The 25072-nt window shown below is 69.3% G+C and carries 19 protein-coding genes; 6 read left to right on the top strand and 13 right to left on the bottom strand.

Translation table 11 applies throughout. From position 1 onward, the window contains the following. Both AO501_RS40170 and AO501_RS40165 read left to right on the top strand, forming a co-directional pair. Nucleotides 1–5288 (top strand): hypothetical protein (locus AO501_RS40170; RefSeq protein ID WP_055577908.1); only part of this gene is annotated, 5288 nt, incomplete at its 5' end. 97 nt (nt 5289–5385) lie between these two features. Further along, nucleotides 5386–6921: a PecA family PE domain-processing aspartic protease gene (locus AO501_RS40165; RefSeq protein WP_055577907.1), complete on the top strand. Its 1536-nt coding sequence runs from the start codon at nt 5386–5388 to the stop codon at nt 6919–6921. Between the two features lie 10 nt (nt 6922–6931). Here the strand turns inward: AO501_RS40165 and AO501_RS12005 are convergent, their stop codons facing one another. From AO501_RS12005 to nadD, 5 genes are read right to left on the bottom strand one after another with little or no spacing between them, the layout of a single operon-like run. Continuing rightward, nucleotides 6932–7762 (bottom strand): DegV family protein, encoded by an 831-nt coding sequence (locus tag AO501_RS12005; RefSeq protein ID WP_055577906.1) that lies wholly within the window; start codon nt 7760–7762, stop codon nt 6932–6934. Between the two features lie 2 nt (nt 7763–7764). Continuing rightward, nucleotides 7765–8520 (bottom strand): diglucosylglycerate octanoyltransferase, encoded by a 756-nt coding sequence (octT, locus tag AO501_RS12000; protein WP_055577905.1) that lies wholly within the window; start codon nt 8518–8520, stop codon nt 7765–7767. Continuing rightward, nucleotides 8507–9178, bottom strand: coding sequence for a glucosyl-3-phosphoglycerate phosphatase (gpgP, locus tag AO501_RS11995; RefSeq protein WP_055577904.1), 672 nt, complete (start codon nt 9176–9178; stop codon nt 8507–8509). Before gpgP ends, octT begins: the two co-directional genes overlap by 14 nt. Further along, nucleotides 9175–9558, bottom strand: a complete 384-nt coding sequence (gene rsfS, locus AO501_RS11990; protein WP_055577903.1) for a ribosome silencing factor — start codon at nt 9556–9558, stop codon at nt 9175–9177. The genes gpgP and rsfS overlap by 4 nt, the downstream gene beginning before the upstream one ends. Further along, the gene (nadD, locus tag AO501_RS11985; protein WP_082658569.1) at nt 9555–10220 is read right to left on the bottom strand and encodes a nicotinate-nucleotide adenylyltransferase; all 666 of its coding nucleotides are present in this window, start codon (nt 10218–10220) and stop codon (nt 9555–9557) included. Before nadD ends, rsfS begins: the two co-directional genes overlap by 4 nt. A gap of 205 nt (nt 10221–10425) precedes the next feature. On the opposite strand from nadD, the gene AO501_RS11980 reads away from it, so the two are divergent. After that, the gene (locus AO501_RS11980; protein ID WP_156452492.1) at nt 10426–11418 is read left to right on the top strand and encodes a class I SAM-dependent methyltransferase; all 993 of its coding nucleotides are present in this window, start codon (nt 10426–10428) and stop codon (nt 11416–11418) included. A gap of 33 nt (nt 11419–11451) precedes the next feature. Here AO501_RS11980 and AO501_RS11975 read toward each other — a convergent pair whose 3' ends face one another. From AO501_RS11975 to AO501_RS11950, 6 genes are all read right to left on the bottom strand, one after another. Beyond that, nucleotides 11452–12894, bottom strand: a complete 1443-nt coding sequence (locus AO501_RS11975) for a vWA domain-containing protein (RefSeq protein ID WP_055577901.1) — start codon at nt 12892–12894, stop codon at nt 11452–11454. Further along, nucleotides 12894–13769, bottom strand: coding sequence for an AAA family ATPase (locus AO501_RS11970; protein WP_055577900.1), 876 nt, complete (start codon nt 13767–13769; stop codon nt 12894–12896). Before AO501_RS11970 ends, AO501_RS11975 begins: the two co-directional genes overlap by 1 nt. Before the next feature lie 23 nt (nt 13770–13792). Next, nucleotides 13793–15040 carry a glutamate-5-semialdehyde dehydrogenase gene (locus AO501_RS11965; protein ID WP_055577899.1) on the bottom strand — a complete coding sequence of 416 codons (1248 nt, stop codon included), beginning with the start codon at nt 15038–15040 and terminating at the stop codon, nt 13793–13795. Further along, nucleotides 15040–16488 (bottom strand): mechanosensitive ion channel domain-containing protein, encoded by a 1449-nt coding sequence (locus AO501_RS11960; protein ID WP_055577898.1) that lies wholly within the window; start codon nt 16486–16488, stop codon nt 15040–15042. Before AO501_RS11960 ends, AO501_RS11965 begins: the two co-directional genes overlap by 1 nt. Next, nucleotides 16488–18668, bottom strand: coding sequence for an adenylate/guanylate cyclase domain-containing protein (locus tag AO501_RS11955; protein WP_055577897.1), 2181 nt, complete (start codon nt 18666–18668; stop codon nt 16488–16490). Before AO501_RS11955 ends, AO501_RS11960 begins: the two co-directional genes overlap by 1 nt. A gap of 134 nt (nt 18669–18802) precedes the next feature. Then, nucleotides 18803–19558, bottom strand: a complete 756-nt coding sequence (locus tag AO501_RS11950; protein ID WP_156452484.1) for a hypothetical protein — start codon at nt 19556–19558, stop codon at nt 18803–18805. Between the two features lie 68 nt (nt 19559–19626). Here AO501_RS11950 and AO501_RS11945 point away from each other — a divergent pair, with 68 nt between their 5' ends. Together AO501_RS11945 and AO501_RS11940 are read left to right on the top strand one after the other, a co-directional pair. Further along, entirely contained in the window at nt 19627–20502 is an 876-nt protein-coding gene (locus AO501_RS11945) for a ribokinase (protein ID WP_055577895.1), read from the top strand. Between the two features lie 110 nt (nt 20503–20612). Then, nucleotides 20613–21932 (top strand): HNH endonuclease signature motif containing protein, encoded by a 1320-nt coding sequence (locus tag AO501_RS11940; protein WP_055577894.1) that lies wholly within the window; start codon nt 20613–20615, stop codon nt 21930–21932. 13 nt (nt 21933–21945) lie between these two features. Here the strand turns inward: AO501_RS11940 and AO501_RS11935 are convergent, their stop codons facing one another. After that, a complete protein-coding gene (locus AO501_RS11935; protein WP_055577893.1) occupies nt 21946–23988 on the bottom strand; it encodes an NAD(+) synthase in 2043 nt (680 codons plus the stop codon). A gap of 83 nt (nt 23989–24071) precedes the next feature. Here AO501_RS11935 and AO501_RS11930 point away from each other — a divergent pair, with 83 nt between their 5' ends. Continuing rightward, nucleotides 24072–24905: an NAD-dependent protein deacetylase gene (locus AO501_RS11930; protein ID WP_055577892.1), complete on the top strand. Its 834-nt coding sequence runs from the start codon at nt 24072–24074 to the stop codon at nt 24903–24905. Here the strand turns inward: AO501_RS11930 and AO501_RS37100 are convergent. Next, complete coding sequence (locus AO501_RS37100; protein WP_156452483.1) at nt 24889–25035, bottom strand: hypothetical protein; 147 nt, start codon at nt 25033–25035, stop codon at nt 24889–24891. The two genes, AO501_RS11930 and AO501_RS37100, sit on opposite strands and share 17 nt — an antisense overlap. Between the last annotated feature and the right edge of the window lie 37 nt (nt 25036–25072).

Genomic DNA, 25072 nt, shown 5'->3' with positions numbered 1-25072 from the left:
GCGCTGATGCCCGCTCCGCCCGCGCCGCCGACACCGCCGTCGCCGCCGGCGCCGGCGGCGATGGCGGGGCGGGTGGGCACGGCGGCGATGCCGGAGCCGGCGGCGCCGGCGTCGGAGGCGGTGGCTTCGGTCGCGGCGGCGACGGCGGGGGCGGCGGTGCAGGAGCCGACGGCGCCGGCGGCGCTGTAGGCGCGACCGGGTTCACAGGCGGCCGCGGCGGCGCCGGCGGTGCGGGTGGCAGCTCCGGACCGGGCGGCACCGCGGGCGGCGGTGGGGTCGGCGGCGCCGGCGGTCACGGCGGCAACGGTGGCATCGCCCCCACCGGCCCCGGTCTGCAAGGCGGCGGCGGTGGTCAGGGCGGCGACGGCGGCGCAGGCGGAGCCGGTGGCGCGGGTACCACCGGCATCGGCGGTAACGCCGGGAACGGCGGTGCCGGCGGTGAGGCCGGCGCCAGTAACGGAGCCGGCAGCGCAGGCGGCGCCGGCGGAAGCGGTGGCGCGGCGGGAGCCGCAGGTACCGGTGCCGCAACGGGCCACGGCGGCACCGGCGGTCGCGGCGGCAACGGCGGGGACGGAAGCAGCGGCGTCAACGGCGGGTCCGGCAAGGCCGGGTTCGCCGGTGGCAGCGGGGGTGTCGGCGGCAACGGCGGCGATGGCGGCGCGACCGGCATCGGCGGCAACGCCGGAGACGGCGGCGCCGGAGGTGCCGGCGGGAAGGGCGGCTCGGATAACAGCGGCGGCGGGGGCTTCACCGCCCCGTCCGGCGGCAGCGGAGGCAATGGCGGCGACGCCGGCAAGGCCGGCACGGGTCTGATCGCGGGTCGCGGCGGCGTCGGAGGCAACGGCGGAGTCGGCGGCGGCGGCACCGATGGCAGCGCGGGCACCACGGCCGGTAGTGCCGGCGACAATGGCGGCGCCGGCGGCTCCGGCGGCAACGGCGGCAGCGGCGGTCTTACCGGCACCGGCGGCAACGCCGGAAACGGCGGCGCCGGCGGCAACGGCGGTTCCGGTGGAGGTAAGGCCAACTCCGGCATACCCGGCGGCAAGGGCGGAGCCGGCGGCAACGGTGGAAACGCCGGCGTCGCAGGTAGCGGCGCCGTCGTGGGCGGCGGCGCCAGTGGTGGAGCCGGCGGCACCGGCGGCGACGGTGGAAACGGCAGCAACGGCGCGGCCGGCAACGGCGGAACCAGAGGCGGCAGCGGCGGGGCCGGTGGTAACGGCGGAGCCGGTGGCGTCAACGGTATCGGCGGCAACGCGGGCAACGGCGGTGCCGGCGGCAACGGCGGAAACGCGGGCAGCGACACAGGCACCGGCGGCACCACGGCGCGGTCCGGCGGCGATGGCGGCAATGGCGGCGACGCCGGCCAGGCCGGCACCGGCGCTACCGCGGGGCGCGGTGGCACCGGCGGCAGTGGCGGGTCCGGCGGCAAGGGCGCGGACGGCAACGCCAGTACGGTCGACGGCACTGCGGGCGACACCGGCGGGGACGGTGGGATCGGTGGCAATGGCGGCAACGGCGGCGTCACCGGCACCGGGGGCAAAGCAGGCAACGGCGGCGCCGGCGGAAACGGCGGCAACGGGCAGAGCGGTCCCGGCACCACGGCCGGCAACGGCGGAATCGGTGGCAACGGCGGCAAGGCCGGCGCGGCCGGTGCCGGCGCCATCGCGGGTAGCGGCGCCGTCGGGGGCAGCGGAGGCAACGGCGGAAACGGCGGCAACGGCAACACGGGCGCGGCCGGCAGCGCCGGGACCGACGGTGCCCACGGCGGGGCCGGCGGAAACGGCGGCAGCGCCACCGGCACCGGCAGCATCGGCGGCAGAGCCGGCAACGGCGGGGCCGGCGGAACCGGTGGCGATGGCGGGGCCGACACGGGTACGGGCGGTGCCACCGCCGCTGCCGGCGGCATCGGCGGCAACGGCGGCGACGCCGGCAACGCCGGCAGTGGCGACACCGTTGGCAGCGGCGGCGTCGGCGGCGCCGGAGGAGCCGGCGGCAAAGGCGCGAACGGCAACGCTGGTGGCGTCGGGACGACCGGTGATCACGGCGGCGCCGGCGGCGCCGGCGGAAATGGCGGCAACGCCGCGGGTAAGGGAAGCATCGGCGGAAAGGCCGGGAACGGCGGCGCCGGCGGAAATGGCGGCACCGGCTACTCCGCTGCGGGCAGCAGTGGCGGCACCGGGGGCAACGGCGGCGCCGGTGGTAGCGCCGGCACCGGCGGCACCGGAGCCGTCTCCGGCAGCGGCGGCGCCGGCGGCAGCGGCGGCACCGGTGGCAACGGTGGTAACGGCAGCGAGGGTGCGGCCGGCGCAGCCGGAACCGCCGGCGGCAACGGCGGCACCGGCGGCAACGGCGGCAAGGCGACTGGCACCGGCAGCATCGGCGGCAAGGCCGGCGATGGCGGCAACGGCGGTCACGGCGGAAAGGGCGGTGCCGACATCGGCGGCGGCGGGGCCACTGCTCCTGCGGGCGGTGCCGGCGGAAACGGCGGCAACGCCGGCACGGCGGGTACCGGGTCCACCAAGGGCAGCGGCGGCGTCGGCGGTAACGGCGGTGACGGCGGCGGCGGTGCCACCGGCAGAGGCGGAACCGACACCGTCGGGAAGACAGGCGATGCCGGCGGTCTGGGTGGGGCCGGCGGCATCGGCGGCAACGCCTCGGGCGTCGGCGGAAAAGCGGGCAACGGCGGATCGGGTGGCAGCGGCGGCGACGGCGGGACCGGAGGCACCGACACCGGAACCGGCGGCACGACAGCCCCGGCCGGCGGCGCGGGTGGCCGTGGCGGCGCGGGTGGCCGTCCGGGCGCGGCGAGCGGTAGTGCCGCCGGCGGCATCGGCGGCACCGGTGGTACCGGCGGCCACGGCGGCAACGGCAGCGTAGGCGCCGCCGGTGACCATGGTGGCGCGGGTGGCGTCGGCGGCATCGGCGGCGCCGGAGGAAACGCCTCCGGTACCGGCGGCAAGGCGGGCAACGCGGGCAACGGCGGCGCCGGCGGCCGCGGCGGTGACGGCGGCGCGGACCTCGGCGGCTCCGGTGCACCTTCCGGCGGAGCCGGCGGTAAAGGCGGCAATGCCGGCGCGGCGGGTACAGGCGGCACCGCGGCGGGCAAGGGTGGTGTAGGTGGGGCTGGCGGCGACGGCGGCAACGGCAGCGCCGGCAGTGACAACAGCGGCAGAGGCGGCGGTAACGGCGGTGCCGGCGGGGTCGGCGGCGCCGCCACCGGCACCGGCAGCGTGGGCGGCGCCGGCGGCAACGGTGGTGCGGGCGGCAACGGCGGCACGGGCAGCGATGCGGCCCTCAACTCGGGCCTGGCCGGTGGAAACGGCGGCGTCGGCGGACTCGGCGGCAACGGCGGCAGCGGCGGCGTCGGCGGCACCACCGGCGGCAAGGGCGGACTCGGCGGCAACGGCGGCACCGGTGGCGTCAGCGGAATCAGCGAAGGCAGCGGCGCCGTCGGCGGCGCCGGCGGCAAGGCCGGCAACGGCGGCAACGGGGGCAACGGGGGCACAAGCGGCGGCAGCGCAGGCAACGGTGGCAACGGCGGCAACGGCGGCAACGGCGGCGCCGACGCCGGGAAGGGCGGCGTGACGGCACCCTCGGGTGGGGCCGGCGGCAACGGCGGTGACGCGGGCAAAGCCGGCGCCGGCGCGGCCGCCGGCAGCGGCGCAGCCGGCGGCACCGGCGGCACCGGCGGCAAGGGCAGCAACGGCAACAGCGGCGCGGCCGGCACCGTGGGAGACGCCGGCGGCAACGGTGGCGCAGGCGGCAACGGGGGCAACGCCACCGGTGTCGGGAGCATCGGAGGCACAGCCGGCAGCGGCGGCGCGGGCGGCAACGGCGGCGCCGGTGGCGCCGGTGTCACAGGCGCCGGCGCAGGTAACGCCGGCGGTGCCGGCGGTACGGGTGGCAACGCCGGCGCCACCGGCACGGGCAGCACGCAGGGCAGCGGTGGCCGAGGCGGCGACGGAGGCACCGGCGGTACCGGCGGCAACGGCCTCACCGGTGCGACTGGCAAAGCGGGCGACATCGGCGGGAACGGCGGCAAGGGCGGCGACGGCGGAAACGCCGCCGGCACCGGCGGCGTCAGCGGCAGCGGCGGCGCCGGCGGCAACGCCGGCAATGGCGGAAACGCCGGCACCGACAACGGCCCGGGCGGCGTGAGCGCCCCAACCGGCGGTACCGGCGGAGTCGGCGGCAACGGCGGCAGTGCCGGCGCTACCAGCAACGGCGCTACGGCCGGGAATGGTGGTGACGGCGGCAAGGGCGGCAACGGCGGCAACGGCGCTCAGGGCATCAACGCCGGCGCGTCTTTCGCTGCTGACGCGGGCGGCAGCGGGGGCGCCGGCGGCAAAGGCGGCAACGGCGGCAACTCCGGCCCGGGTGGAACCAACGGCGCCAGCGGCAGCGGCGGCCACGGGGGCAACGGCGGCACCGGCGGCAACGGTGGGCCTCTCGGGGACGACGTCGGCAGGGGCGGCGACGGCGGCAACGGCGGCGCCGCAGGCATCGCCGGCAAGGGTGGCGCCCTGAGCGCCGTCGGCGGTACCGGCGGCAACGGCGGCTCCGGAGGCAAGGGCGGCAACGGCAGTCCCGCTGCGCCGGGCGGAGCCGGCGGCAACGGCGGTAGCGGCGGCGAAGGCGGGATCGGCGACCTCACCGCGGCGGGCGGCAGCGGCGGCGGCGGCGGCCAGGGCGGTAACGGCGGCAACAACACCACGTCGATTCCCGCCAAGGGCGGTCTCGGCGGGCGCGGCGGCGACGGCGGGGCCGGTGGCGCGAGCACAGGAGCCGTCACAACGAATATCGGCGGTGCCGGCGGCAGCGGTGGAACCGGCGGCGGTGGCGGCACCGGCAGTTCGAGCAAAGGCACGGCTGCTCCCAACGCGGGCGGTGCCGGCGGAGGCGGCGGCAACGGCGGCAGGGGCGGTGACGCCGGAACCTTCAACGGCTCGACATTCGTCGGTGGCACGGCCGGCAACGGCGGTGCCGCCGGTAACGGCGGCACCGGCGGCACCGGCGGCACCGGCCTGACCGGCTCGGGCTTCACCGGCGCGAAGGGCGGTGACGGCGGCACCGCCGGCAAGGGCGGCGACGGCGGCACCAGCGGGGTCGGGGGCACGAACGGCTCCGGCGCCAACGGCGGCACCGGCGGCTCCGGCGGCACGGGAGGCACCGGCAGCACCGGCGGCAAAGGCACCGCTGGTGGCGACGGCGTCACGGGCGGTCCCGCTGTCGGCAGCACCGGCGGCACCGGCGGCAAGGGCGGGACAGGCGGCCCCGGCGGTGTCTGACCCGGCTACCCACACCAGGTCAACGTCGGAGCGCACACTCCGGAGTTACAGTTCGAGCACTGCTGCCGGAGACGGCGCGTAACGATTGGGGGCTGCCATGTCTTTCGTCTTGGTGTCTCCGGAACAGTTGATATCCGCAACGGCGAAGCTGCAGACCGTGGGGGCTGCCCTGCAGTCAATGAATATTTCGGCGGCGATTCCCACCGGGAACCTGGCGGCCGCCAGCGCCGACGAAATCTCCGCAGCGGTCGCGGCCTTCTTCGCCGAGCACGGCCAGCAGTATCAGCAAGCGGCCGAAGAGTTTTCGGCGTCCTATGAGCAATTCCAGGTCAGGCTGCTGGAGACGGCGCGCGAGTACGCCGCAGCAGAGGCGGCACTCGCCAACTATCTGGCCTCCAACGTGTCCCACCTCATCAACGACCCGGTCCTGCAGGCAACCGGGCGTCCCCTGTTCGGTGACGGCGCCAATGGGTACACCACCGCTCAGGGCGTGGGAACACCCGGTGGGGCCGGCGGTTGGTTGTTCGGCAACGGCGGCACCGGCGGCGTCAGCGTCCGGTACGGGGCGGCCGGGGGCGCCGGCGGCGCCGGCGGCTTATTGGTGGGCAACGGTGGCACCGGGGGCCGCAATCTCTACGGCGGTATGCCCGGTGGCGCCGGTGGCTCGGCGGGACTGATCGGCATCGGGGGCACGGGCGGGGCCAGTGGTCCCGGCGGCGTAGGTGGCGCGGGCGGTCGCGGCGGGCTGCTGGGGCAGCCCGGCACCGCTGGAATCAGCACGGCGCTCGGTCCCAATCAGACACTGATCTATCCCGGTCAGTACGGCAGCCCGATGCTGAATATCACGGTGGGTGGGGGACCGACGTCGCCCGTCATCGTCGATTCCGGCGCCTCTGGCCTGGTGGTGCCGCCGCACTACGTCGACCTGGCCACCCTCGGCGCCCCGACCGGATCGGGCAGCGTCAGTTACGGCGGCTCCCTGTTGGTCAACTATCAGACGTATCAGACCACCCTGAACTTCGGAAACGGCATCGTCACGGAACCAACCACCATCGGCGTCGCGACCTCGGCCACGTTAAGCGGAAGGGTGGTGGATCTGTCGACCCTGCCCGCCTATCTCGGCGTGGGCCAGAACAACGATTATCCGTTCCCCGCTTCGGTGATCGATGCTCTACCCGGCAACTTGGACGATGGAGTGCTGGTCAACCTACCGCGCGGCACGATGCAGTTCGGCCCCAATCCGCTGCCGCCTTACGTCGGAATGGGCGGATCCCCGAGAACCGTTGTGCAAGTTCAGATTAACAATGAATTGCCGCAGACCGTCGGCGCATTCATCGATACCGGGGGTGCACTCGGAGCCGTCCCGCAGTCACTGGTGCCGGGCCTCAACATCGGTAACCACCTGCCGGCGGGAACGGTGATCACCGTCTCCACGATCAATGGCGTGCCCCTCTACACGCAGACGGTCACAGCTGCCAACACCCCATTTGTTGTCGCGTCGGCGACGGGCCCCATGTATGGTCCCGGCTATTACGTGTTCAACACCGGCTCGTACCCGTTCTCACTGTTGCCCGTCTATTTTGAGAACACCGCCGACGGAATAGGCAGGACGGTCGTCGTCCAGCAGATCTGAGCCCGCCGGGTCACTCGGCCAGTTGCAGGCAGACGGCCAGCGCCCCGTCTCCGACGTGCAGCGCGAGCACCGGGCCCAGCGGCGTCACGATCGCGGGTTCGCACTTGGGTAGCCGATCGGCCAACGCCGCGGCAACCTCGCGTGCGCCGTCCGGATTGGCGACGTGGTGCACGGCCAGCGCGGCCTGACGGTCGCCCACGATGTCGCACACCTGGTCGACCATCGCCGCGATGGCGCCCTTGGATGTCCGGATTCGTTGCGCCAGAACCAGTTTCCCGTCATCGATGTGCAGGAGCGGCTTCAGCGCCAGCGCGGTGCCCAACCACGCCTTGGCGCCGCCGATCCGGCCGCTGCGGCGCAGGTTGTCCAGGCGGTGCACCACCATGTAGGCGTGGGTGCGGCGCACCGCGGCCGCCGCGGCCCCGGCGACGGCGTCCAGATCGGCACCCTGCGCAGCCGACTGAGCGGCGGCCAACGCGATGAAGCCGGCACCCATTGCCGTCGACCGGGAGTCGACCACCCGCACCGAGCGCCCGAACTCCTCGGCGGCCAGTTCGGCGGCGCGGTAGGTCCCGGACAGGCCGGACGAAATGTGAACGGCGACAACCCCGTCCCCGCCGCTCTCGGTCAGGGCCTGGCGATAGGCAGTGCACAGCTCGGCCGGGGTGGCGGCCGCGGTGGTGGCGTGACGCTTGTGGATGTCGTCGGGAACGTCGTCCACACCGTCGCGCAGGTCCGCCCCGTCGAGCAGGATATGCAGCGGCACTTCACGAATTCGCCACTGGTCACGCACTGCGACCGGTAGGCGCGACGAGCTGTCCGTGACGACCTGGACGGTCACCGTCAGCGCGATTTCTCGGGAGAAACTGTGCCGTTCTCACAGGCCTCGGCGAGCGCCTTGAGCATCAGCTCGGCGACGCGCTGATGCGCCTCGAAGTTCCAGTGGATCCCGTCCGGGTTGCCCCGCCCACTCATGATCTCTTCGGCGACAGCCTCTTTGAGATCGACCAGCGGAATCTGCTGCTCGTCGGCCCACTGCGTGATCGCGGCGACGGTGCCTTCGCGCCCGTGATGCGCCCTGCCGTAGGTCTCGGCAGTGTGCACCGACGGCAATGACGCCACGATCGGGATTCCCGGACGATTGAAATCGATTGCGCCGCGCGTCTTTTCCAGGTAGTAGGCGGTGAGTTGCGGCGGCAGTGCCGACCTGGCCACCGGTGAGAGCCGGGGCTGCAACCAGCCATAGCCCTGGCGCACCCAGCGCCGCAACAGCGGGGGCCGGACATAACGGATCAGCTCACGCACGGCGGTGGGCCACACCGACGGCAGTGAATCCATGCCACTGGTGGCGAAGATCACCGCGCCGGCTTTGGGCAGGGCCGCCCAGGCGCGCGGGTCCTGCGTGGCCGCCCACCACACGTCCCGACAGGTCCAGCCGATCCGGCCGATCAACTCCACATCCCAACCAATTTGCGCGGCAACGATATTGGGCCAGATTCGCGGGTCGTCGGCAGGCAGACCGCCGGTCGGGCCGTAGTAGGACAGTGAGTCGGCAAAGATCAGAAGGGTGGGTCTGGCCCCCGAATCAGAGAACGTCATTGGCCACCTGCGCCGAAGCGTTCCACACGTCCAGTCGCCAACGGATGTCCTCAAATCCAGCGGCATCCTCGGAGTGACCGCTCAGCTGCACCCAGCTGCAGTTGCCCATACCACCCAGGATCGGCCAGTTGGCGACCGGGATCTTCAACAGCGCAGCCGACAGCGCGGCGATCAGACCGCCGTGGGCCACCAGCACGATCGGCCGCTCGGGCTCGCCCGCGCCGCCCCACTCCGGTGCGGCGGCAACCAGTTCCGCCACCAGCGGCACGCTCCGGGCGGCCACGTCGACGCGACTTTCCCCACCGTGCGGGGCCCATCCGGCGTTCTCGCGCCAGGCCAACCGGGCACCGGGGACCTCTGCGTCGATCTGGGTGTGGGTCATGCCCTGCCAGTCGCCCAGATGGGTCTCGCGCAGCCGGGGGTCCACCTGGACAGCCAGGCCGGTCTGCTCCCCCAGCTTGGTCGCCGTGTCGAAGGCACGGCGTAGGTCCGAGGACACGATCAGCAACGGTTGGACTTTGCCCAGCACCTCGGCGGCGGCGACGGCTTGAGCGCGGCCCAGTTCACTCAGGTCCGTGTCGAGCTGGCCCTGCATCCGGCTGCCGAGGTTGTAGTCGGTCTGCCCGTGCCGCAGCATCACCAGGCGGCGCGCCCTCATTCCGACGCCCCGTCGCGATGGTCCCCGAGGTCGACGGCCACCAGCGGGCAGTCGCCCCACAACCGGTCGAGGGCGTAGAAGTTGCGGTCGTCCTGGTGCTGGATGTGCACGACGATGTCGCGGTAATCCAGCAGGGTCCAGCGGCCCTCACGGGCACCTTCACGTCGGGCAGGCTTGTAGCCGGCCCGGCGCATCTTCTCCTCGACCTCGTCGACGATGGCGTTGACCTGCCGTTCGTTGGACGCCGAGGCGATGACGAAGCAGTCGGTGATGACGAGTTGGCCGGACACGTCGATGACGAGCACGTCGTCGGCCAGTTTCGATGCCGCGGCGGCGGCGGCCACCGTGGCCATGTCGATCGCTTCTTGATTTGCGCTCATGTGCTGTTCCCGGCGGCCACGCTGGGGGCGGCCGGGTTCTCGCTCCTCTCGGGGGTGCGGTAAAGGCGTCGTTTGGAGACGTATTGCACGACGCCGTCGGGCATCAGGTACCACAGCGGTCTGCGTTCCAGGGCGCGTTGCCGGCAGTCGGTCGAGGAGATCGCCAGCGCCGGAATCTCCACGAGCGTCAACGCCTCGCGGGGCAACTCACCCAGAACTTCGGTGATGTGGTCGTGGCGCAGCTCGTAGCCGGGCCTGCTGACACCTATGAAACGCGCCAGCTCGAACATCTCTTCCCAGCCCTGCCAGGTGAGGATGGACGCCAGCGCGTCGGCGCCGGTGATGAAGTAGAGCTCGGAGTCCGCGTTGAGGGTCCGCAGATCCCGCAGCGTGTCCTTGGTGTACGTGGGGCCGCCGCGGTCGATGTCGACGCGGCTGACCGAGAAACGCGGGTTGGACGCGGTGGCGATCACGGTCATCAGGTACCGGTCCTCGGCGGCGGACACCTGGCGGTCCTTCTGCCACGGTTGTCCGCTGGGAACGAAGACGACTTCGTCGAGCGAGAACTTGTTTGCGACCTCACTGGCAGCAACCAGGTGGCCGTAATGGATGGGATCGAACGTCCCACCCATCACCCCCAGCCTGCGCAGCTGCTTTTGCATGGTTTGCCAGCTTACTGGAGCCTGCGATCAGGCATTACCTGGCGCGGAGCGGGCAGAGCCCGGCGGCGGCGCCCGGCAAATTCTTCAAAGAATCCGATGGCCTGGCCTCAAGGCCTTACACCAGCGCGGACGATGGTGTAGAAGGAGTGCTGTGGAAAATTCGCTGCCGGCGGCCGTAGATCAGCAACAAGAGTGGAAAGACGCCATGACCCGGCGGTTCTACAGCCGGTCGGTGGTCAGCGGCGAGATTTCGCTGCCGGCGGTGCCGAGCCTGCTCGACGAGTACGTGGAGATGTGCAGCCGCATCTTCGCCGGGGTGGGCCGGCAGTTCAACGACGAGGAACTCGCCCACCTGCGGACCGTGCTGCAGAATCAGCTGGCCGAGGCTTACTCGATCTCGCAGCGCTCCAACATCGTGGTCAGCTATAACGCACCGGTCGGCCCGACCTTGCACTACCAGGTCAACGCCCGGTGGTTCACCGTCGCCGAAGCCTACGAGAATTGGATCAGCACCCGGGAACCACCGCTGTTCGGCACCGAGCCCGACGCCCGGGTGTGGGCGCTGGCCAACGAAGCAGCCGATGCCCGCACGCATCCGGTGCTCGACATCGGCGCGGGGACCGGGCGCAACGCGCTTCCCCTGGGACGCCGCGGACACCCCGTCGACGTGGTGGAGTTGACGCCGAAGTTCGCCGAGATCATCCGGTCGCAGGCCCGGGCCGAAGGTCTCGACGTGCGCGTGATCGTGCGCAACGTCTTCGAGACGACCGACGATCTGCGCCAGGACTACCAGTTGATCCTGCTGTCGGAGGTGGTGCCCGACTTCCGGTCGACACAGCAGCTGCGCCGGCTGTTCGAACTCGCCGCGGCCTGCCTGGCACCCGGCGGACAGTTGGTGTTCAACACCTTCCTCCCGCGCTACGGTTACGAAATCGACGACGCAGCACGCGAATTCGGCCAGCAAGCGTACACAGGCATGTTTTCCCGGCAGGAGCTGTCGACCGCCTCCGAGGGGCTGCCTCTCGAGCTGGTCGCCGACGACTCGGTGTACGAATACGAGCAGGCGAACCTGCCGACCGGCGCCTGGCCGCCCACCAGTTGGTACGCCGACTGGGTCAGTGGCCTCGACGTGTTCCCCGTCGAACGGGACAAGAGCCCAATCGAGATGCGCTGGCTGGTATTCCGCAAGACCCACTGACAGCGCGCCCCCTCGCCGAGCAGACGGGGAACGCTACACCGGCAGCAGCGCGTCGATCACCGAGGCCAACTGTTTGGCCGACCGGCACTCGTGCATCGTGATGACTTCCTCGTACCGCGGCACGGCCGAATCGCCGCTCCCCCACAGGTGTCTGGGCTCCGGGTTGAGCCAGTGCGCGTGGCGGGCGGCGTTGACCATGTCGGCGAGCACGTCGACGGCCGGGTTGCGGTAGTTGGTGCGCCCGTCCCCGAGCACCAGCAGGGAACTGCGCGGCGACAACACGTTCGGGTTCGCCTGCACGAACGAGACGAACGCGTTTCCGTAGTCGGAATGGCCGTCGCGCGCATACACGCCGGCCTCCCGGGTGATCCGCTGGATCGCCACCGCGAGGTCGGCCTCCGGCCCGAACATGTGCGTCACCTCGTCGGTGGTGTCGATGAACGCGAAAACGCGGACGCGGGAAAACTGTTGGCGCAGAGCGTGAACCAGTAGCAGAGTGAAATGACTGAACCCGGCGACGGACCCCGACACGTCGCACAGCACCACCAGTTCCGGCCGCGCCGGACGCGGCTTCTTCAACACGACGTCGATCGGCACGCCACCGGTGGACATCGACTTGCGCAGGGTCTTGCGCAGGTCGATCGAACCGGCCCGGGACCGTCGCCGGCGGGCCGCGAGCCGGGTGGCCAGCGTGCGGGCCAACGGCGCCACCACCCGGCGCATCTGCCGCAGCTGCTCACCGGAGGCGCGTAGAAACTCGACGTTCTCGGAAAGCTGTGGGATTCCGTACATCTGCACGTGTTCGCGGCCGAGCTGCTCGGCGGTGCGGCGCTTGGTCTCCGCGTCGACCATCTTCCGCAGCTGCGAGATCTTCTGCGCAGCAATTGCTTTGGCGATCTGTTCCTGACTGGGCGTGGGCTCGTCGCCATACGGGGCGAGCAGCCCCGCCAGCAGCTTGCCTTCGAGCTCGTCCAGCGCCATCGCCTTGAGCGCCTGGTATGACGAGAACGACGGCCCGCGAGAGGAGTTGTACTTGCCGTAGGCCTCCACGATCCGGGCGATCATCCGGACCAGCCGCTCGTCCATGTCGGCCAGGTCCGGGTTGTCGGCCAGCAGGTCGAGCAGCATCTGCCGCATCGCCTCGACGTCGTCGGGCGGCAAACCTTCGGGATCCCCGGCGGCGTCTGCGTCGGCGACGACGGCCCGGGCCCCCAACGCCGCGGGGAACCACAGGTCGAACATGGCGTCGTAGGTGTCGCGGTGATCGGGCCGGCGCAGCACCGCGCACGCGAGACCTTCGCGCAGCACCATGCGGTCCTCCAGGCCCAGCGTCGCCATCACCCGGCCGGCATCCACCGTCTCCGACGGCCCCACCGAAATCCCGCTTCCCCGAAGCGCTTCCACGAACCCGACCAGATGTCCGGGCAACCCGTGCGGCGCGAGCGGCCGGGACGGGCGGATGCGTCGGGAGGCCATCAGTTGAGCCTTAACTCGCCGGTCGCGCGTTGCTGATCGGACTGGTGTTTGAGCACCACGCCCAGCGTGGCCGCGACCACGGCGTCGTCGATGGTGTCCATGCCCAGCGCCAGCAGCGTCCGTCCCCAGTCGATGGTCTCGGCGATCGACGGCACCTTCTTGAGCTGCATGCCGCGCAGCACACCGATGATGCGCACCAACTCCTCGGCCAGGTGTTCGGGCAGTTCGGGCACCCGCGAGAGCAGGATGCGCCGTTCCAGCTCGGGAGTCGGGAAGTCGAGGTGCAGGAACAGGCAGCGCCGTTTGAGGGCCTCGGACAGCTCGCGGGTGGCGTTGGAGGTCAGCACGACCAGCGGGGTCCGGGTCGCGGTGATGGTGCCCAGTTCGGGAACCGTCACGGCGAAGTCGGAGAGCACCTCCAGCAGCAAGCCCTCGATCTCGATGTCGGCCTTATCGGTCTCGTCGATCAACAGCACGGTCGGGTCGGTGCGCCGGATCGCGGTCAGCAACGGACGCTGCAGCAGGAATTCCTCGCTGAACACGTCATCCTTGGTCGACTGCCAGTCACCGGAGCCGGCCTGGATACGAAGGATCTGCTTGGCGTGATTCCACTCGTAGAGAGCCCGGGCCTCGTCGACGCCCTCGTAGCATTGCAACCGGACCAGGCCGGACCCGGTCGCCTGGGCGACGGCGCGGGCGAGTTCGGTCTTGCCGACACCCGCGGGGCCCTCCACCAGCAGCGGCTTGCCCAGCCGGTCGGCGAGGAAGACAGCGGTCGCGGTGGCGGTGTCGGGCAGGTAACCCGTTTCAGCGAGCCGGCGCGAAACGTCGGCGATGTCGGCGAACAGCGGCACAGGCCGTGCGGGCACGCTCATAGGGCTCCTTTTGATTGAGGTAATCAGGCCGGACGGGTGTGGCCGTCACCCCACACGATCCACTTGGTTGAGGTCAGTTCCGGCAGCCCCATCGGACCGCGGGCGTGGAGTTTCTGGGTGGAGATGCCGATCTCGGCGCCGAAGCCGAACTGCTCGCCGTCGGTGAACGCGGTGGACGCGTTGACCATCACCGCCGCGGCATCCACCTGGGCGGTAAACCGTTGCGCGGCAGCCAGATCGGTGGTGACGATCGCTTCAGTGTGGCCGGTGCCGTACTCGTTGACATGGGCGATCGCGGCATCCACCCCGTCGACCACCGCGACCGCGATGTCCATCGCCAGGTACTCGCGGCGCAGGTCTTCTTCACCGGGGTCCAGGTGGACGGTGACGCCAGCGGTCTCCAGCGCGTTCAGCAACCGCGGCAGCGCCTCCCCCGCGATCGCCGCATCGACCAACAGCGTCTCGGCGGCGTTGCAGACGCTGGGCCGGCGGGTCTTGGAGTTCAGCAGGATGCGCTCGGCGACGTCGAGGTCGGCGGCTTCGTGCACATAGACGTGGCAGTTGCCGACACCGGTCTCGATGGTCGGTATCTGCGCATCGCGCACCACGGCTTCGATCAGGCCGGCTCCCCCGCGCGGGATCGCCACATCGACCAGGCCGCGGGCCTGGATCAGGTGAGTGACGGTGGCGCGGTCGGCCGACGAGAGCAGCTGGACGGCGTCGGCGGGCAAATCCTGGCTGACCAGAGCGTCGCGAAGCACCGCGACCAACGCCTCGTTGGACCTCGCCGCCGACGAGCTCCCACGCAGCAACGCGGCGTTACCCGACTTGAGCGTCAACCCGAATGCGTCCACGGTGACGTTGGGACGGCCTTCGTAGATCATTCCGACCACGCCGAGCGGAACCCGCTGCTGCCGCAACTGCAGGCCGTTGGGCAGGGTGGAGCCGCGCAGCACCTCGCCGACCGGGTCGGCCAATCCCGCGACCTGGCGCAGACCAGCGGCGATGCCGTCGACGCGCTGTGGGTTGAGCGCCAGGCGGTCCAGCATCGCGGCGGGGGTGCCGGCGGCCCGCGCCGTGTCCAGGTCTTCGGCATTGGCAACGAGGATCTGGTCGGCATGGGCCAGCAGTGCGTCGGCGGCGGCGTGCAGCGCGCGGTCTTTGTCCACCGTCGGGGTCGAGGCCAGGATCCGGGCGGCCACCCGGGCGCGGCGGGCGGCATCGTGCACCTCTTGGCGCAAATCAGGCAGCGCCGGTGCTTGCAGACTCATTACCCCAGGATATCGGGCTTTCGCAGACCGGGCGCGACCGCGGTCGCCGCTTTGGCGCGTTCCCGGCGGGTCACTCGCGCCTTGTTCTGCCGCTCGTCGATCAGCCGGCCCAGATCCTGCAGCAGCATCGGCTTGTCCATCACGATCTTCTCCAGATGCTCGCGCTCGATTTCCAGCGCGGTCACTTCCTCGAGCGCATAGGCGCCGGCCAGGTTCGGCTGCCTGGTCAGCGCGGTGATCCCGATGAACGAGCCCTCGGTGAGGGTGGCGAAGGGCAGCACGGCGCCATCCGCGTCGGTCACCGTCAGTTGCACGCTGCCGGCCACGATGAACGCCATCGCGGTAGGCACCGTGCCCGGGTACTGCACGATCTCGTCGGTGCCGTAGCGCAGAATCTTGGCGTACGGGGCCAGAAACTGCTGGTCGGCCAGCGTCAGCCGCAGTTCGGACGCGACGACGGTGCGTAGTGCTTTCATGACGCGCTCCGGTGTCGAGAAGTCGTCGTCCTCGCCGTCCAGATGCAGTTCCCACCGGCGCGCGGCGTACCAGATCCAGCGCACGAACGTGGACTGGGTCGCGCCCTCGTCCGCCGGAGAGTGCACCCGGACGGTGGTGCGGTACTCCCCGGCGCCCAGCGCGACCGAGGTCGGCGCGGTCCCCGGCATGATCAGCGGCAGTGCGCCGGCCACCAGGGTCAGCATCTCGCATACCTTGTCCGGCGGGTCCGACGTCGCGAAGGTGGTGTTGATCGAGCATTTGTGCGGGCCCGCCGGGCGGCTGAGATTAGTGAACGCGGTGGTCGCCAGCATCGAGTTCGGCATGATCCGCAGGCCGCCGCCGGTCTGGATGTGCACGGCCCGCCAGTTCACCTCGATGACGCGCCCCCGGGCGGTCTGCGTGTCCAGCCAGTCGTTGATCCGGAACGGCTGCTCGAAGAGCATGAACAGGCCGGACACGATCTGGCCGACGGAATTCTGCAACATCAGGCCGATCACGACCGACGTGATGCCCAAGGCGGTGAACACCCCGCCGACCCGCACGCCCCAGATCACGGACAGGATCACCGCGAGTCCGAGCCCGATCAGGGCGAACCGGCCGACATCCAGGAAGATGGTCGGAAGTCGCTTGCGCCAACTGTCTTCGGGCGCGCCTTCGAACACCGTCGCGTTGAGTCCGGACAGCAGCAGCACCAGCACCAGGAAGCCGAACATCGTGGTCAGAATGCGGACCGGGATCTCGCCCGCCGGGATTTGCGAGGCCTTCACCAGGATCAGTAACAGCGCCCCGAGCGGTAACAGCCAGTTGCGGATCACCCCGACCTGGCGGGCCAGCCGATTACCCCGGCGGGTGAGGATGTGGTGCAACTCGGTCAGCAGGATCAAGCAGACCGGAAATCCGATCGCCACACCGATCGCCCAATAGAACCAATCCGAGTTGAAGAAGTTCACTACCGCTCCGCCAACCGGTAAATGGCCTGCTCGGCTCCGCCTACGGATATCGTGCCGGCGGGCGTGAACTGGCGCGTGTCGCGCATCGCCTCATACACCTGGGATGCCACGTAGATGCCGGGTTGCGGTGAGCCACTTTGCATCTGGTACGCGAGGCTGACGGCGGCGCCCCACATGTCGAAGACGAGTCCGGACTTGCCCACCAGTCCACTGATCACATTGCCGGTGTTGATGCCTACCCGCAGCCGCAGCACATGCCGGCTCTGGTTGTTGAAGCGCTCGATGATGCGGCGCATCTCCAGGGCGAACTCCACGCTGCGGTGAATGCTGTCCAGGCGCGGCGTGACGACCCCGCAGCTGGCCAGGTAGCCGTTGTGGAAGGTGCGAATCCGTTCCACGCCAAGGGCTTCGGCCGCCGAGTCGAACTGGCGGAACAGGTCGTCGACGATGCCGACCAATTCGTCGCCCGCGACTTCACTGGAGATCTCGTCGAGTCCGACGACGTCGGCGTAGATGATGGCGACGTCCTGGTGCTGCTGGGAGATGGTGCCCTCGCCCTCGCGGTACCGCTGCGCCACGGGCTCCGGCATCAACGCCAGCAGGAGTCGGTCGTTTTCCCGGCGCTGCTCGTTGAGCAGCTCTTCCTTGATCGCCAGGTTCCGGCTCATCTCGTTGAAAGCACCCGTGAGGTCACCGATTTCATCACGCGACGTGATCGGGATGTTGACCTCGTAGTCCCCGGAGCTGATCTTCTGCGCACCTTGCTCGAGGCGGCGCAGCGGTCGCACCGCCGCCTGGGCGATGACCATGGCCGCCACGGAGATAGCGAAGACCATCGCCACCACGGCGACCGCAAGCGCTTTGGTGAACCGCCCGATCCGCGCGAAAGCATCCGAGTCGTCCCGGGTGGCCAGAACCGACCACTGCAGATCGGAATTCGCGATATTCAGCGGCGCGTAGGCCTCCAGTTCCCTATTGCCGGTGTAGTCGATACCGCTCGTCACCCCGGTCTCGCCGCGCTGCGCCGCCTTCAGTCCGGCGCTGCGCACCGGCTGCACCAACGTGGTACCGCCCAGTCGAATCGCTCGGTCCGCCACGTCGGGTGCGGTGCCGGCCGCGATCACCTCACGCCGGTATTCCTTCGGGTCTTCCAGGAATAGCCTTGAGTCAGAACGCATCAAACCGTCGGGACCGGCGAGGTAGGTTTCGGTCGCCGCCCCCATGCCGGCGGCCTGCCACTGCTTGTTGGCGGTCATGATGTAGTTGATCTTGGCGATCGGGACCGGCAGTGCCATGACGCCGTCGAATCTGCCGTCCAGGCCGATCGGCGACACCACCCACGCGGTCGGCACGTCGAGCTGGGGTTGATACGGCTCGAAGTCGGTGATCCAGACGAACTCGACGTCGTTGGAGCGCAACGCTTTCAGGTACGCTTCGCGCAGATTCGATTCGCGATACGGTCCGGTCAGGATGTTGGTGCCGAGGTCAGGCCCCTTGTCCACGGTGTAGACGACATTGCCGTCCATGTCGAACAGCAGGGCGTCCCGGTAGTTGAAACGGCTGACGATGCTGCGCATGTAGAAATCGAAGCGAACATTGGCGGCCGACCAGGCGCTGCCGTCACCGGGATCCACCGGCGGGTCGGTATTGGGCTTCGTTGCGGCGGTGTAATTGGCCTGAAGGTACTTCTCGGCGTTGGTTTTCGGCAGCAGAGCGTTGAGATCGAGTTCTTCACCCGTCACCCGTTCGATGGGCTTGATCATCTGGTCTTGGTAGTAGTTGGCCAGCGCCTGTTGTTGTGGGCCGCTGATCGTCGCGTTGTTCAGCTGATTGAATCCGGCGGTCAGCGCGAGCACGGCCTGGTCGATGCTGAAGCCGCCGCTGTAGACGATCAGTGAGTTCGTCACCTCGCGGAACAACGCCTCGATCTGCCGCTTCTGGGACTCGCGCAACTCGATCAGTCGCTCGGACTCGACTTCGCGCAGGGCATTGCGCCCGGAGATGGCACCGATGTACCCGATGACAGCGATGGACAAGATGCTCGACAACAGCAGCGCGACCAGGATCTTGGACTGGATGCTGATCTTGAAGCGGATTCGGGGCAGGATGCGGCGGACGCGCTTCTTCCCCGGAGCGCTCTGCGCCTCCGCGTCCGATTCTGTTGGCTCACCCGACGTCAATCGGCTTCCCTTCTGCCTTGTCTCGGGTCTCCGATCACGCTGCACACTAGCTCTCTGACCGGTGGATATCGGCGTTTTGCGGGAAGTGACGTCGGCACGTGTCCGAGAATTCATCGTTTGGTGACGGCTGCCTTTCAGTGGATGGCGCGTTCCCAATCCACCACGAACCGGCGCGACGGGTCCGAAGGGTCCACCGCACAGGGAAGTTCGAGCCCGACCGCAAGGTAGGGCACATGATCTTCCGGAATCGATTGGACGCTCCGGCCGATGATCGGCGCCAGATTCGGGAAGCGAAGCTCCATCTCGACGACATACTGCGGGGCATCGAGCAGCTCGGGCATCGCGGTTGCCTCTCTGCCCAAGCTGCGCAACGTGTTTCCGGTCGGGGCAAAGGACCTGAGCACACCCTGGACGCGCTGACCTGACGCGAGTAGTTGCGCTGCGGATGCCCATTGGCCTGACGCGCTGCCGTGTCGCTGCTTGTGCTCGTTGTACGCCGCGGCCAGGTCCGCGGCATTCGGTGATCCAGTAAACGTCGTCCTGCGGATCGAACTGGCTGGCTCTATCCGGACCTTGCCCAGGTCCGCGGAGTCAACCTGGACGGGAACCACGGAACCGGGTTGGACGGAAGCCATCTGAATCGGGTGGATCGCCTGTCGGACAGCCGCCTCGTACGGTTCGCGGCCCGGGATCTCGACACTGAGGCTGATCTTGCAGACATACCGGTCGTTGATCACCGTGCCGGTCGACTGCACCGACAGGATCCGCGCTACTCCGGTCAGCGCCGGCCCGGTGAACCGGGGCTTCCTGATCCGATACAGGCTGACGCCGATGAACAACAACACGAGGCCCGGGATGCCCCAGCTCAGCATGGGGGTCAAGCTTTCCATGGCGGGACGGTAGCCGGGGTGGGGCGGCTACCGTGCCCAAGTTTCGAGCAGAATCTAGTGTCGGTGACATGTCCGAGCTGGTTTGTGTGGTGGGCAGCATCAACTGGGATCTGACGCTCGACGTCGCGGATCTACCGCGTCCGGGCGAGACGGTGCTGGCGTCTGCCCTGGCCTACGCGCCCGGCGGCAAAGGGGGCAATCAGGCGGTGGCAGCGGCGCGCGCCGGTGCGTGCGTGCGGTTCATCGGTGCCGTCGGTGACGATCCGGCCGGTGATCGGTTGATCGAACACCTGCGCGCGGCGGGCGTCGGCGTGGACGCCGTCATCCGTCGGCACGCCCCCAGTGGGACGGCGATCATCGTGGTCGACGCCGGTGGGGAAAACACCATCGTGGTGGCTCCGGGTGCGAACTCAGCGCTCTCGGTGTCGCCGACTTCGATCGCGGACTGCGATGTGTTGTTGACACAGTTGGAGATTCCCGTGTCGACGGCATTGGCGGCCGCGCGCCAGGCGCGGTCGGCCGGTGCCGTCGTGATGGTCAATGCGTCGCCTGCCGGGCAGGACGAAAAGGCGGTGGCCGAACTGGCCGGCGTTGCCGACGTGGTGATCGCGAACGAACACGAGGCTCGTCTTTGGCCCTGGCGCAGTGAGCATTTCGTGGTCACGCTGGGTGCACGCGGTGCCCGCTACCTTGGTGTCGACGGCGAGTTCGAGGTGCCTGCCCCGACCGTCGCGGCGGTCGACACCACCGGCGCGGGCGATGTATTCGCGGGTGTGCTGGCCGCGAGTTGGCCGGCTGGTGCGGGATCTGCCGACGGACGGCGCAAGGCGTTGCGGCGGGCGTGTGCGGCAGGTGCGTTGGCGACGCTGGTGCGCGGCGCGGGTGATTGCGCACCGGACGCCGCCGCGATCGACGCGACTGTTGCTCGTCTGTCACATCAGTAACGCGAGCTTGGTGGCACCAGGTCCCGGAAAGTGATATCGCCTTTGATATCAACACCTTTCGGCCCTCGCGGCGATCCGGACTTGTCAGTGGCCCTCCATAGAATTGGGGTATGGCATCGAGTACGCGCGAGGAGATCGTGGAGGTCTTCGACGCACTCGACGCCGCTGTTGATCGCCTGTGTGACTTGACGTTCGACGCGTTCACCACCCCGGAGTTCCTGCGCGGCATGGAGCGCCTGGAAAAGGTGCACCGCCGGATGCGCACACCCCAGCACGCCCTGATCAACCACCTCAAAACCCAGGCCACCGAGGACGAACTCGGCGGCAAACTCCCCGCAGCGTTGGCCGAGCGCCTGCGGATCACCAAAGCCGACGCCAACCGGCGCATCGCCGAAGCCGACGACCTCGGCGAACGACGGGCGTTGACAGGCGAACCATTAGGGCCACTGTTGGGCGCGACCGCCGCCGCCCAACGCGAAGGTCTGATCGGTGACGCGCACATCAAAGTGATCCGCGACTTCATCGCCCACCTGCCCAGCACGGTGGATGTAGGGACCTGGGAGGCCGCCGAAAAGGACCTGGCCGGCAAGGCCTGTGACTTTCGCCCCGACCAGGTCGCCACATACGCCCACGAACTCATGGCCCTGCTGCACCCCGACGGCGACTACACCGACGACGAACGCGCCCGCACACGCGGCCTGACCCTCGGCCCCCAGCAATACGACGGCATGTCCCGGCTCAGCGGCCTGATCACCCCCGAACTACGGGCACTGCTCGAAGCCGCCTGGGCCAAACTCGCCGCCCCCGGCGCCGGCATCCCCGACGGAGACACCGACACCCGCAGCCAACCCCAACGCAACCACGACGCCATCATCACCGCCATCCGCGAACTCTTCGCCACCGGAAACCTAGGCACCCACAACGGCCTACCCGTCAGCATCATCGTCACCACCACCCTCAAAGACCTCGAAGCCGGGGCCGGGCGAGCCCGCACCGCCGGCGGCACCCGCATCCCCCTGCCCACCCTGATCGGCTGGGCCGCCACCTCGCACCACTACCTCGCGGTCTTCGACGGCGCCAAACCCCTGGCCCTGTTCCACGCCAAGCGGTTTGCCAACCTCGCCCAGCGACTGATGCTGCTGGCCAAAGACGGCGGCTGCACCCGCCCGGGCTGCGACGTCCCCGGCTACCACGCCCAGGTGCACCATGCCAGCGGCTGGACAAACACCCACGTCACCGACATCCACGACCTCACCCTGGCCTGCGGCATCGATAACCGCCTCGCCGAAAAAGGCTGGACCACCCGCAAAAACGCCAAAAGCGACACCGAATGGCTCCCGCCCGCCCACTTGGACCACGGCCAACCGCGGATCAACACATTCCACCACCCGGAAAAGCTGTTCGCCCCAGAAGACGACGAACCCGCTTGACGACGGACACCCGTCAGCCTTCGGGCACCTCACGCTCGATCTCATCGAGCCATATCCGCGCGGACATGTCCGAGGGCGCCCGCCAGTCTCCGCGCGGCGAGAGCGAGCCACCGTGAGAAACCTTGGGGCCGTTGGGTAATGCCGAGCGCTTGAACTGGCTGAACGAGTAGAACCGCTGCACGAAAACCTGCAGCCAATGCCGGATCTCCGACAGCGAATACTTCGGGCGGTTGCCTTCGGGGAAGCCGGGCGGCCACTCGCCGCGGTCCGGGTCACTCCATGCATGCCACGCGAGGAACGCGATCTTGGACGGCTGGAAGCCGTGCCGCAACACCTGGTACAGCGAAAAGTCCTGCAGCGCATAGGGGCCGACCTTGGCCTCACTGCTCTGCAGTTCCTCTTCCTCTCCGGCCGGGACCAGCTCAGGGGTGATCTCGGTGTCCACCACCGACTGCAGCACATCGGTGACGTCCTTTTCGAACTGGCCCGAGGAGATGACCCACCGAATCAGGTGCTGAATGAGTGTCTTGGGCACGCCGCCGTTGACGTTGTAATGCGACATCTGGTCGCCGACACCGTATGTCGACCAGCCCAGCGCGAGCTCCGAGAGGTCTCCGGTGCCCAGCACGATGCCGCCCCGCTGGTTGGCCAACCGGAACAGGTAATCCGTGCGCAGGCCGGCCTGCACATTTTCGAAGGTCACGTCGTAGACCTTCTCGCCACGCGCAAAGGGATGGCCGATCTCCTCGAACATGCGCTTGGCGGTCTCGGTGATATCGATTTCCTCGAAGGTGATACCCAGTGCCTCGCCCAACTTGACGGCGTTGCTCTTGGTGTGGTCCCCGGTGGCGAAGCCCGGCAGGGTGAAACCCAGGATGTCGCTGCGCGGCCGGCCCTCCCGGTCCATCGCCTTGGCCGCGACGATCAACGCGTGCGTCGAATCCAGCCCCCCGGAGACACCGATGACCACCTTCGGATAATCCAGCGCCCGCAGCCGCTGCTCCAGCCCGGCGACCTGAATGTTGTAAGCCTCGTAGCAATCCTGTTCCAGCCGTTCGCGATTGGACGGCACGAACGGGAAGCGTTCGATGTCGCGCAGCAGACCGATGTCGCCGTCGGGCGGATCGACGCGGAATTCGATGCGCCGGAACGTGTCCGTGACCGCTCGATGGTGGCGCCGGTTGTCGTCGAACGTCCCCATCCGAAGCCGCTCGGAACGCAGCCGCCCGGTATCGACGTCGGCGACCGAACGGCGCTCGCCCATCGGGAAACGTTCCGACGACGCCAGCTCGGTGCCGTTCTCATAGATCATGGTCTGACCGTCCCACGCCAGGTCGGTCGTCGACTCACCCGCGCCCGCGGCCGCGTACACGTAGGCGGCCAGGCATCGAGCCGACGCCGAGCGGGCGAGCAGGCAGCGGTCTTCGGCCCTGCCGATGGTGATCGGGCTGCCGGAAAGGTTTGCCAGCACGGTGGCCCCCGCCAGGGCCGCCTCGGCGCTGGGCGGCACCGGCACGAACATGTCCTCGCAGATCTCGACGTGTAGCACGAAGTCGGGCAGGTCCACCGCGGTGAACAACAGGTCGGGACCGAACGGAACGTCCTCACCCGCGATCCGGATACTGCCCCGCTCACCGTCTCCCGGTGCGATTTGGCGGTACTCATAGAACTCGCGATAGGTCGGCAGATAGGACTTGGGCACCACCCCGAGCACCACGCCGCGATGGATGACGACCGCGGTGTTGTAGATACGGTGCAGGTGCCGCAGCGGCGCGCCGACAACCAGCACCGGAAGCAGGTCGGCAGACGCCGTGACGACCTCATGCAGCGCCTCTTCCACGGCGTCGAGCAGGGCATCCTGCAGCAGGATGTCCTCAATGGAATATCCGCACAGTGTGAGTTCCGGGAAGACAGCCAGCGCCACGCCGTCGTCGTGGCACTCGCGCGCCAACCCGAGAACCGACGCGGCATTGGCGGCCGGGTCGGCGATCGAGGTGTGGTGCGTGCACGCAGCAACGCGCACGAACCCGTGTCGGTATGCGGAGTAGAAGCTCATCGCCCTCCATTCTCGCGTTACTGTCGCATTTCCGACGCCGGGGTCGGGTGACGGGGTGCCAACTAGTGCTTAGGCTCGATGGAGTGGAATCTCCCGAACTCATCGCACTGCTGTCCGGCCGCCGGATCGCAGTGCTGACGGGCGCGGGCCTCTCCACGGACTCGGGCATACCCGATTACCGCGGACCCGACTCCCCGCCCAGCAACCCGATGACGATCCGGCAGTTCACGTCGGACCCGGTATTCCGGCAGCGGTACTGGGCGCGCAACCATCTGGGCTGGCGGCACATGGACAACACGCAACCCAACGCCGGACACCGGGCGCTGGCCGCGCTGGAACGTGCCGGAGTGGTCAACGGGGTCATCACCCAGAATGTCGACCTGCTGCACACCAAGGCCGGCAGTAACAACGTCATCAATCTGCACGGCACCTACGCCCGGGTGGCCTGCCTGAGTTGTGGCCACCGCATGAGTCGTGCCGCGCTGGCAGAACAGCTCGAAGCGCTCAACCCCGGATTCATCGAGCGTTCCGAAGCTGTCGGCGGACTGGCGGTGGCCCCGGACGCGGACGCCGTCGTCGCCGATACCGCCTCCTTCCGCTACGTCGACTGCCCACGCTGTGGCGGCATGCTCAAGCCCGACATCGTCTACTTCGGCGAGAGCGTTCCCAAAGACATTGTCGAGCAGGCTTATTCACTGGTCGATCAGGCACAGGCGCTGCTGGTGGCCGGGTCGTCGCTGACGGTGTTCTCCGGTTACCGGTTCGTGCGCCACGCCGCGGCCAACAACATCCCGGTGGCCATCGTCAACCGCGGCCGCACCCGGGGTGACGACCTGGCCGGCGTGACGGTCGACGGTGGTTGTTCCGAGATACTGACGCTGCTCGCCGGCGAGCTGGTGGTCAGCGCGCCCTTCTGACCTCGGCGACGAACTGGCGTCCCCGGTTGTCGACCACCTGCCACGAGTACGGGCCGATCATCCGGGGATGACCGAGCATGTAGACGGCCTGCCGGGCGTCCTGCTCCCGCTCGATACCGTCGACGCGCATGCCGTGAGATGTCGTTAAAGCCCACATGGTTCTCTCC

The sequence above is a fragment of the Mycobacterium gordonae genome (assembly GCF_001417955.2).
Classification (GTDB): domain Bacteria; phylum Actinomycetota; class Actinomycetes; order Mycobacteriales; family Mycobacteriaceae; genus Mycobacterium; species Mycobacterium gordonae_B.
The sequence above is the reverse complement of the archived record's forward strand: the minus strand, read 5'-3'. Positions and strand labels throughout refer to the sequence as shown.

Coding starts and splice junctions, on each gene's coding strand:
- AO501_RS40165 (WP_055577907.1), top strand. CDS start 5,386: ATGTCTTTCGTCTTGGTGTCTCCGGAACAGTTGATATCCGCAACGGCG.
- octT (WP_055577905.1), bottom strand. CDS start 8,520: ATGACGTTCTCTGATTCGGGGGCCAGACCCACCCTTCTGATCTTTGCC.
- gpgP (WP_055577904.1), bottom strand. CDS start 9,178: ATGAGGGCGCGCCGCCTGGTGATGCTGCGGCACGGGCAGACCGACTAC.
- rsfS (WP_055577903.1), bottom strand. CDS start 9,558: ATGAGCGCAAATCAAGAAGCGATCGACATGGCCACGGTGGCCGCCGCC.
- nadD (WP_082658569.1), bottom strand. CDS start 10,220: ATGCAAAAGCAGCTGCGCAGGCTGGGGGTGATGGGTGGGACGTTCGAT.
- AO501_RS11980 (WP_156452492.1), top strand. CDS start 10,426: ATGACCCGGCGGTTCTACAGCCGGTCGGTGGTCAGCGGCGAGATTTCG.
- AO501_RS11975 (WP_055577901.1), bottom strand. CDS start 12,894: ATGGCCTCCCGACGCATCCGCCCGTCCCGGCCGCTCGCGCCGCACGGG.
- AO501_RS11970 (WP_055577900.1), bottom strand. CDS start 13,769: ATGAGCGTGCCCGCACGGCCTGTGCCGCTGTTCGCCGACATCGCCGAC.
- AO501_RS11965 (WP_055577899.1), bottom strand. CDS start 15,040: ATGAGTCTGCAAGCACCGGCGCTGCCTGATTTGCGCCAAGAGGTGCAC.
- AO501_RS11950 (WP_156452484.1), bottom strand. CDS start 19,558: ATGGAAAGCTTGACCCCCATGCTGAGCTGGGGCATCCCGGGCCTCGTG.
- AO501_RS11945 (WP_055577895.1), top strand. CDS start 19,627: ATGTCCGAGCTGGTTTGTGTGGTGGGCAGCATCAACTGGGATCTGACG.
- AO501_RS11940 (WP_055577894.1), top strand. CDS start 20,613: ATGGCATCGAGTACGCGCGAGGAGATCGTGGAGGTCTTCGACGCACTC.
- AO501_RS11935 (WP_055577893.1), bottom strand. CDS start 23,988: ATGAGCTTCTACTCCGCATACCGACACGGGTTCGTGCGCGTTGCTGCG.
- AO501_RS37100 (WP_156452483.1), bottom strand. CDS start 25,035: ATGCGCGTCGACGGTATCGAGCGGGAGCAGGACGCCCGGCAGGCCGTC.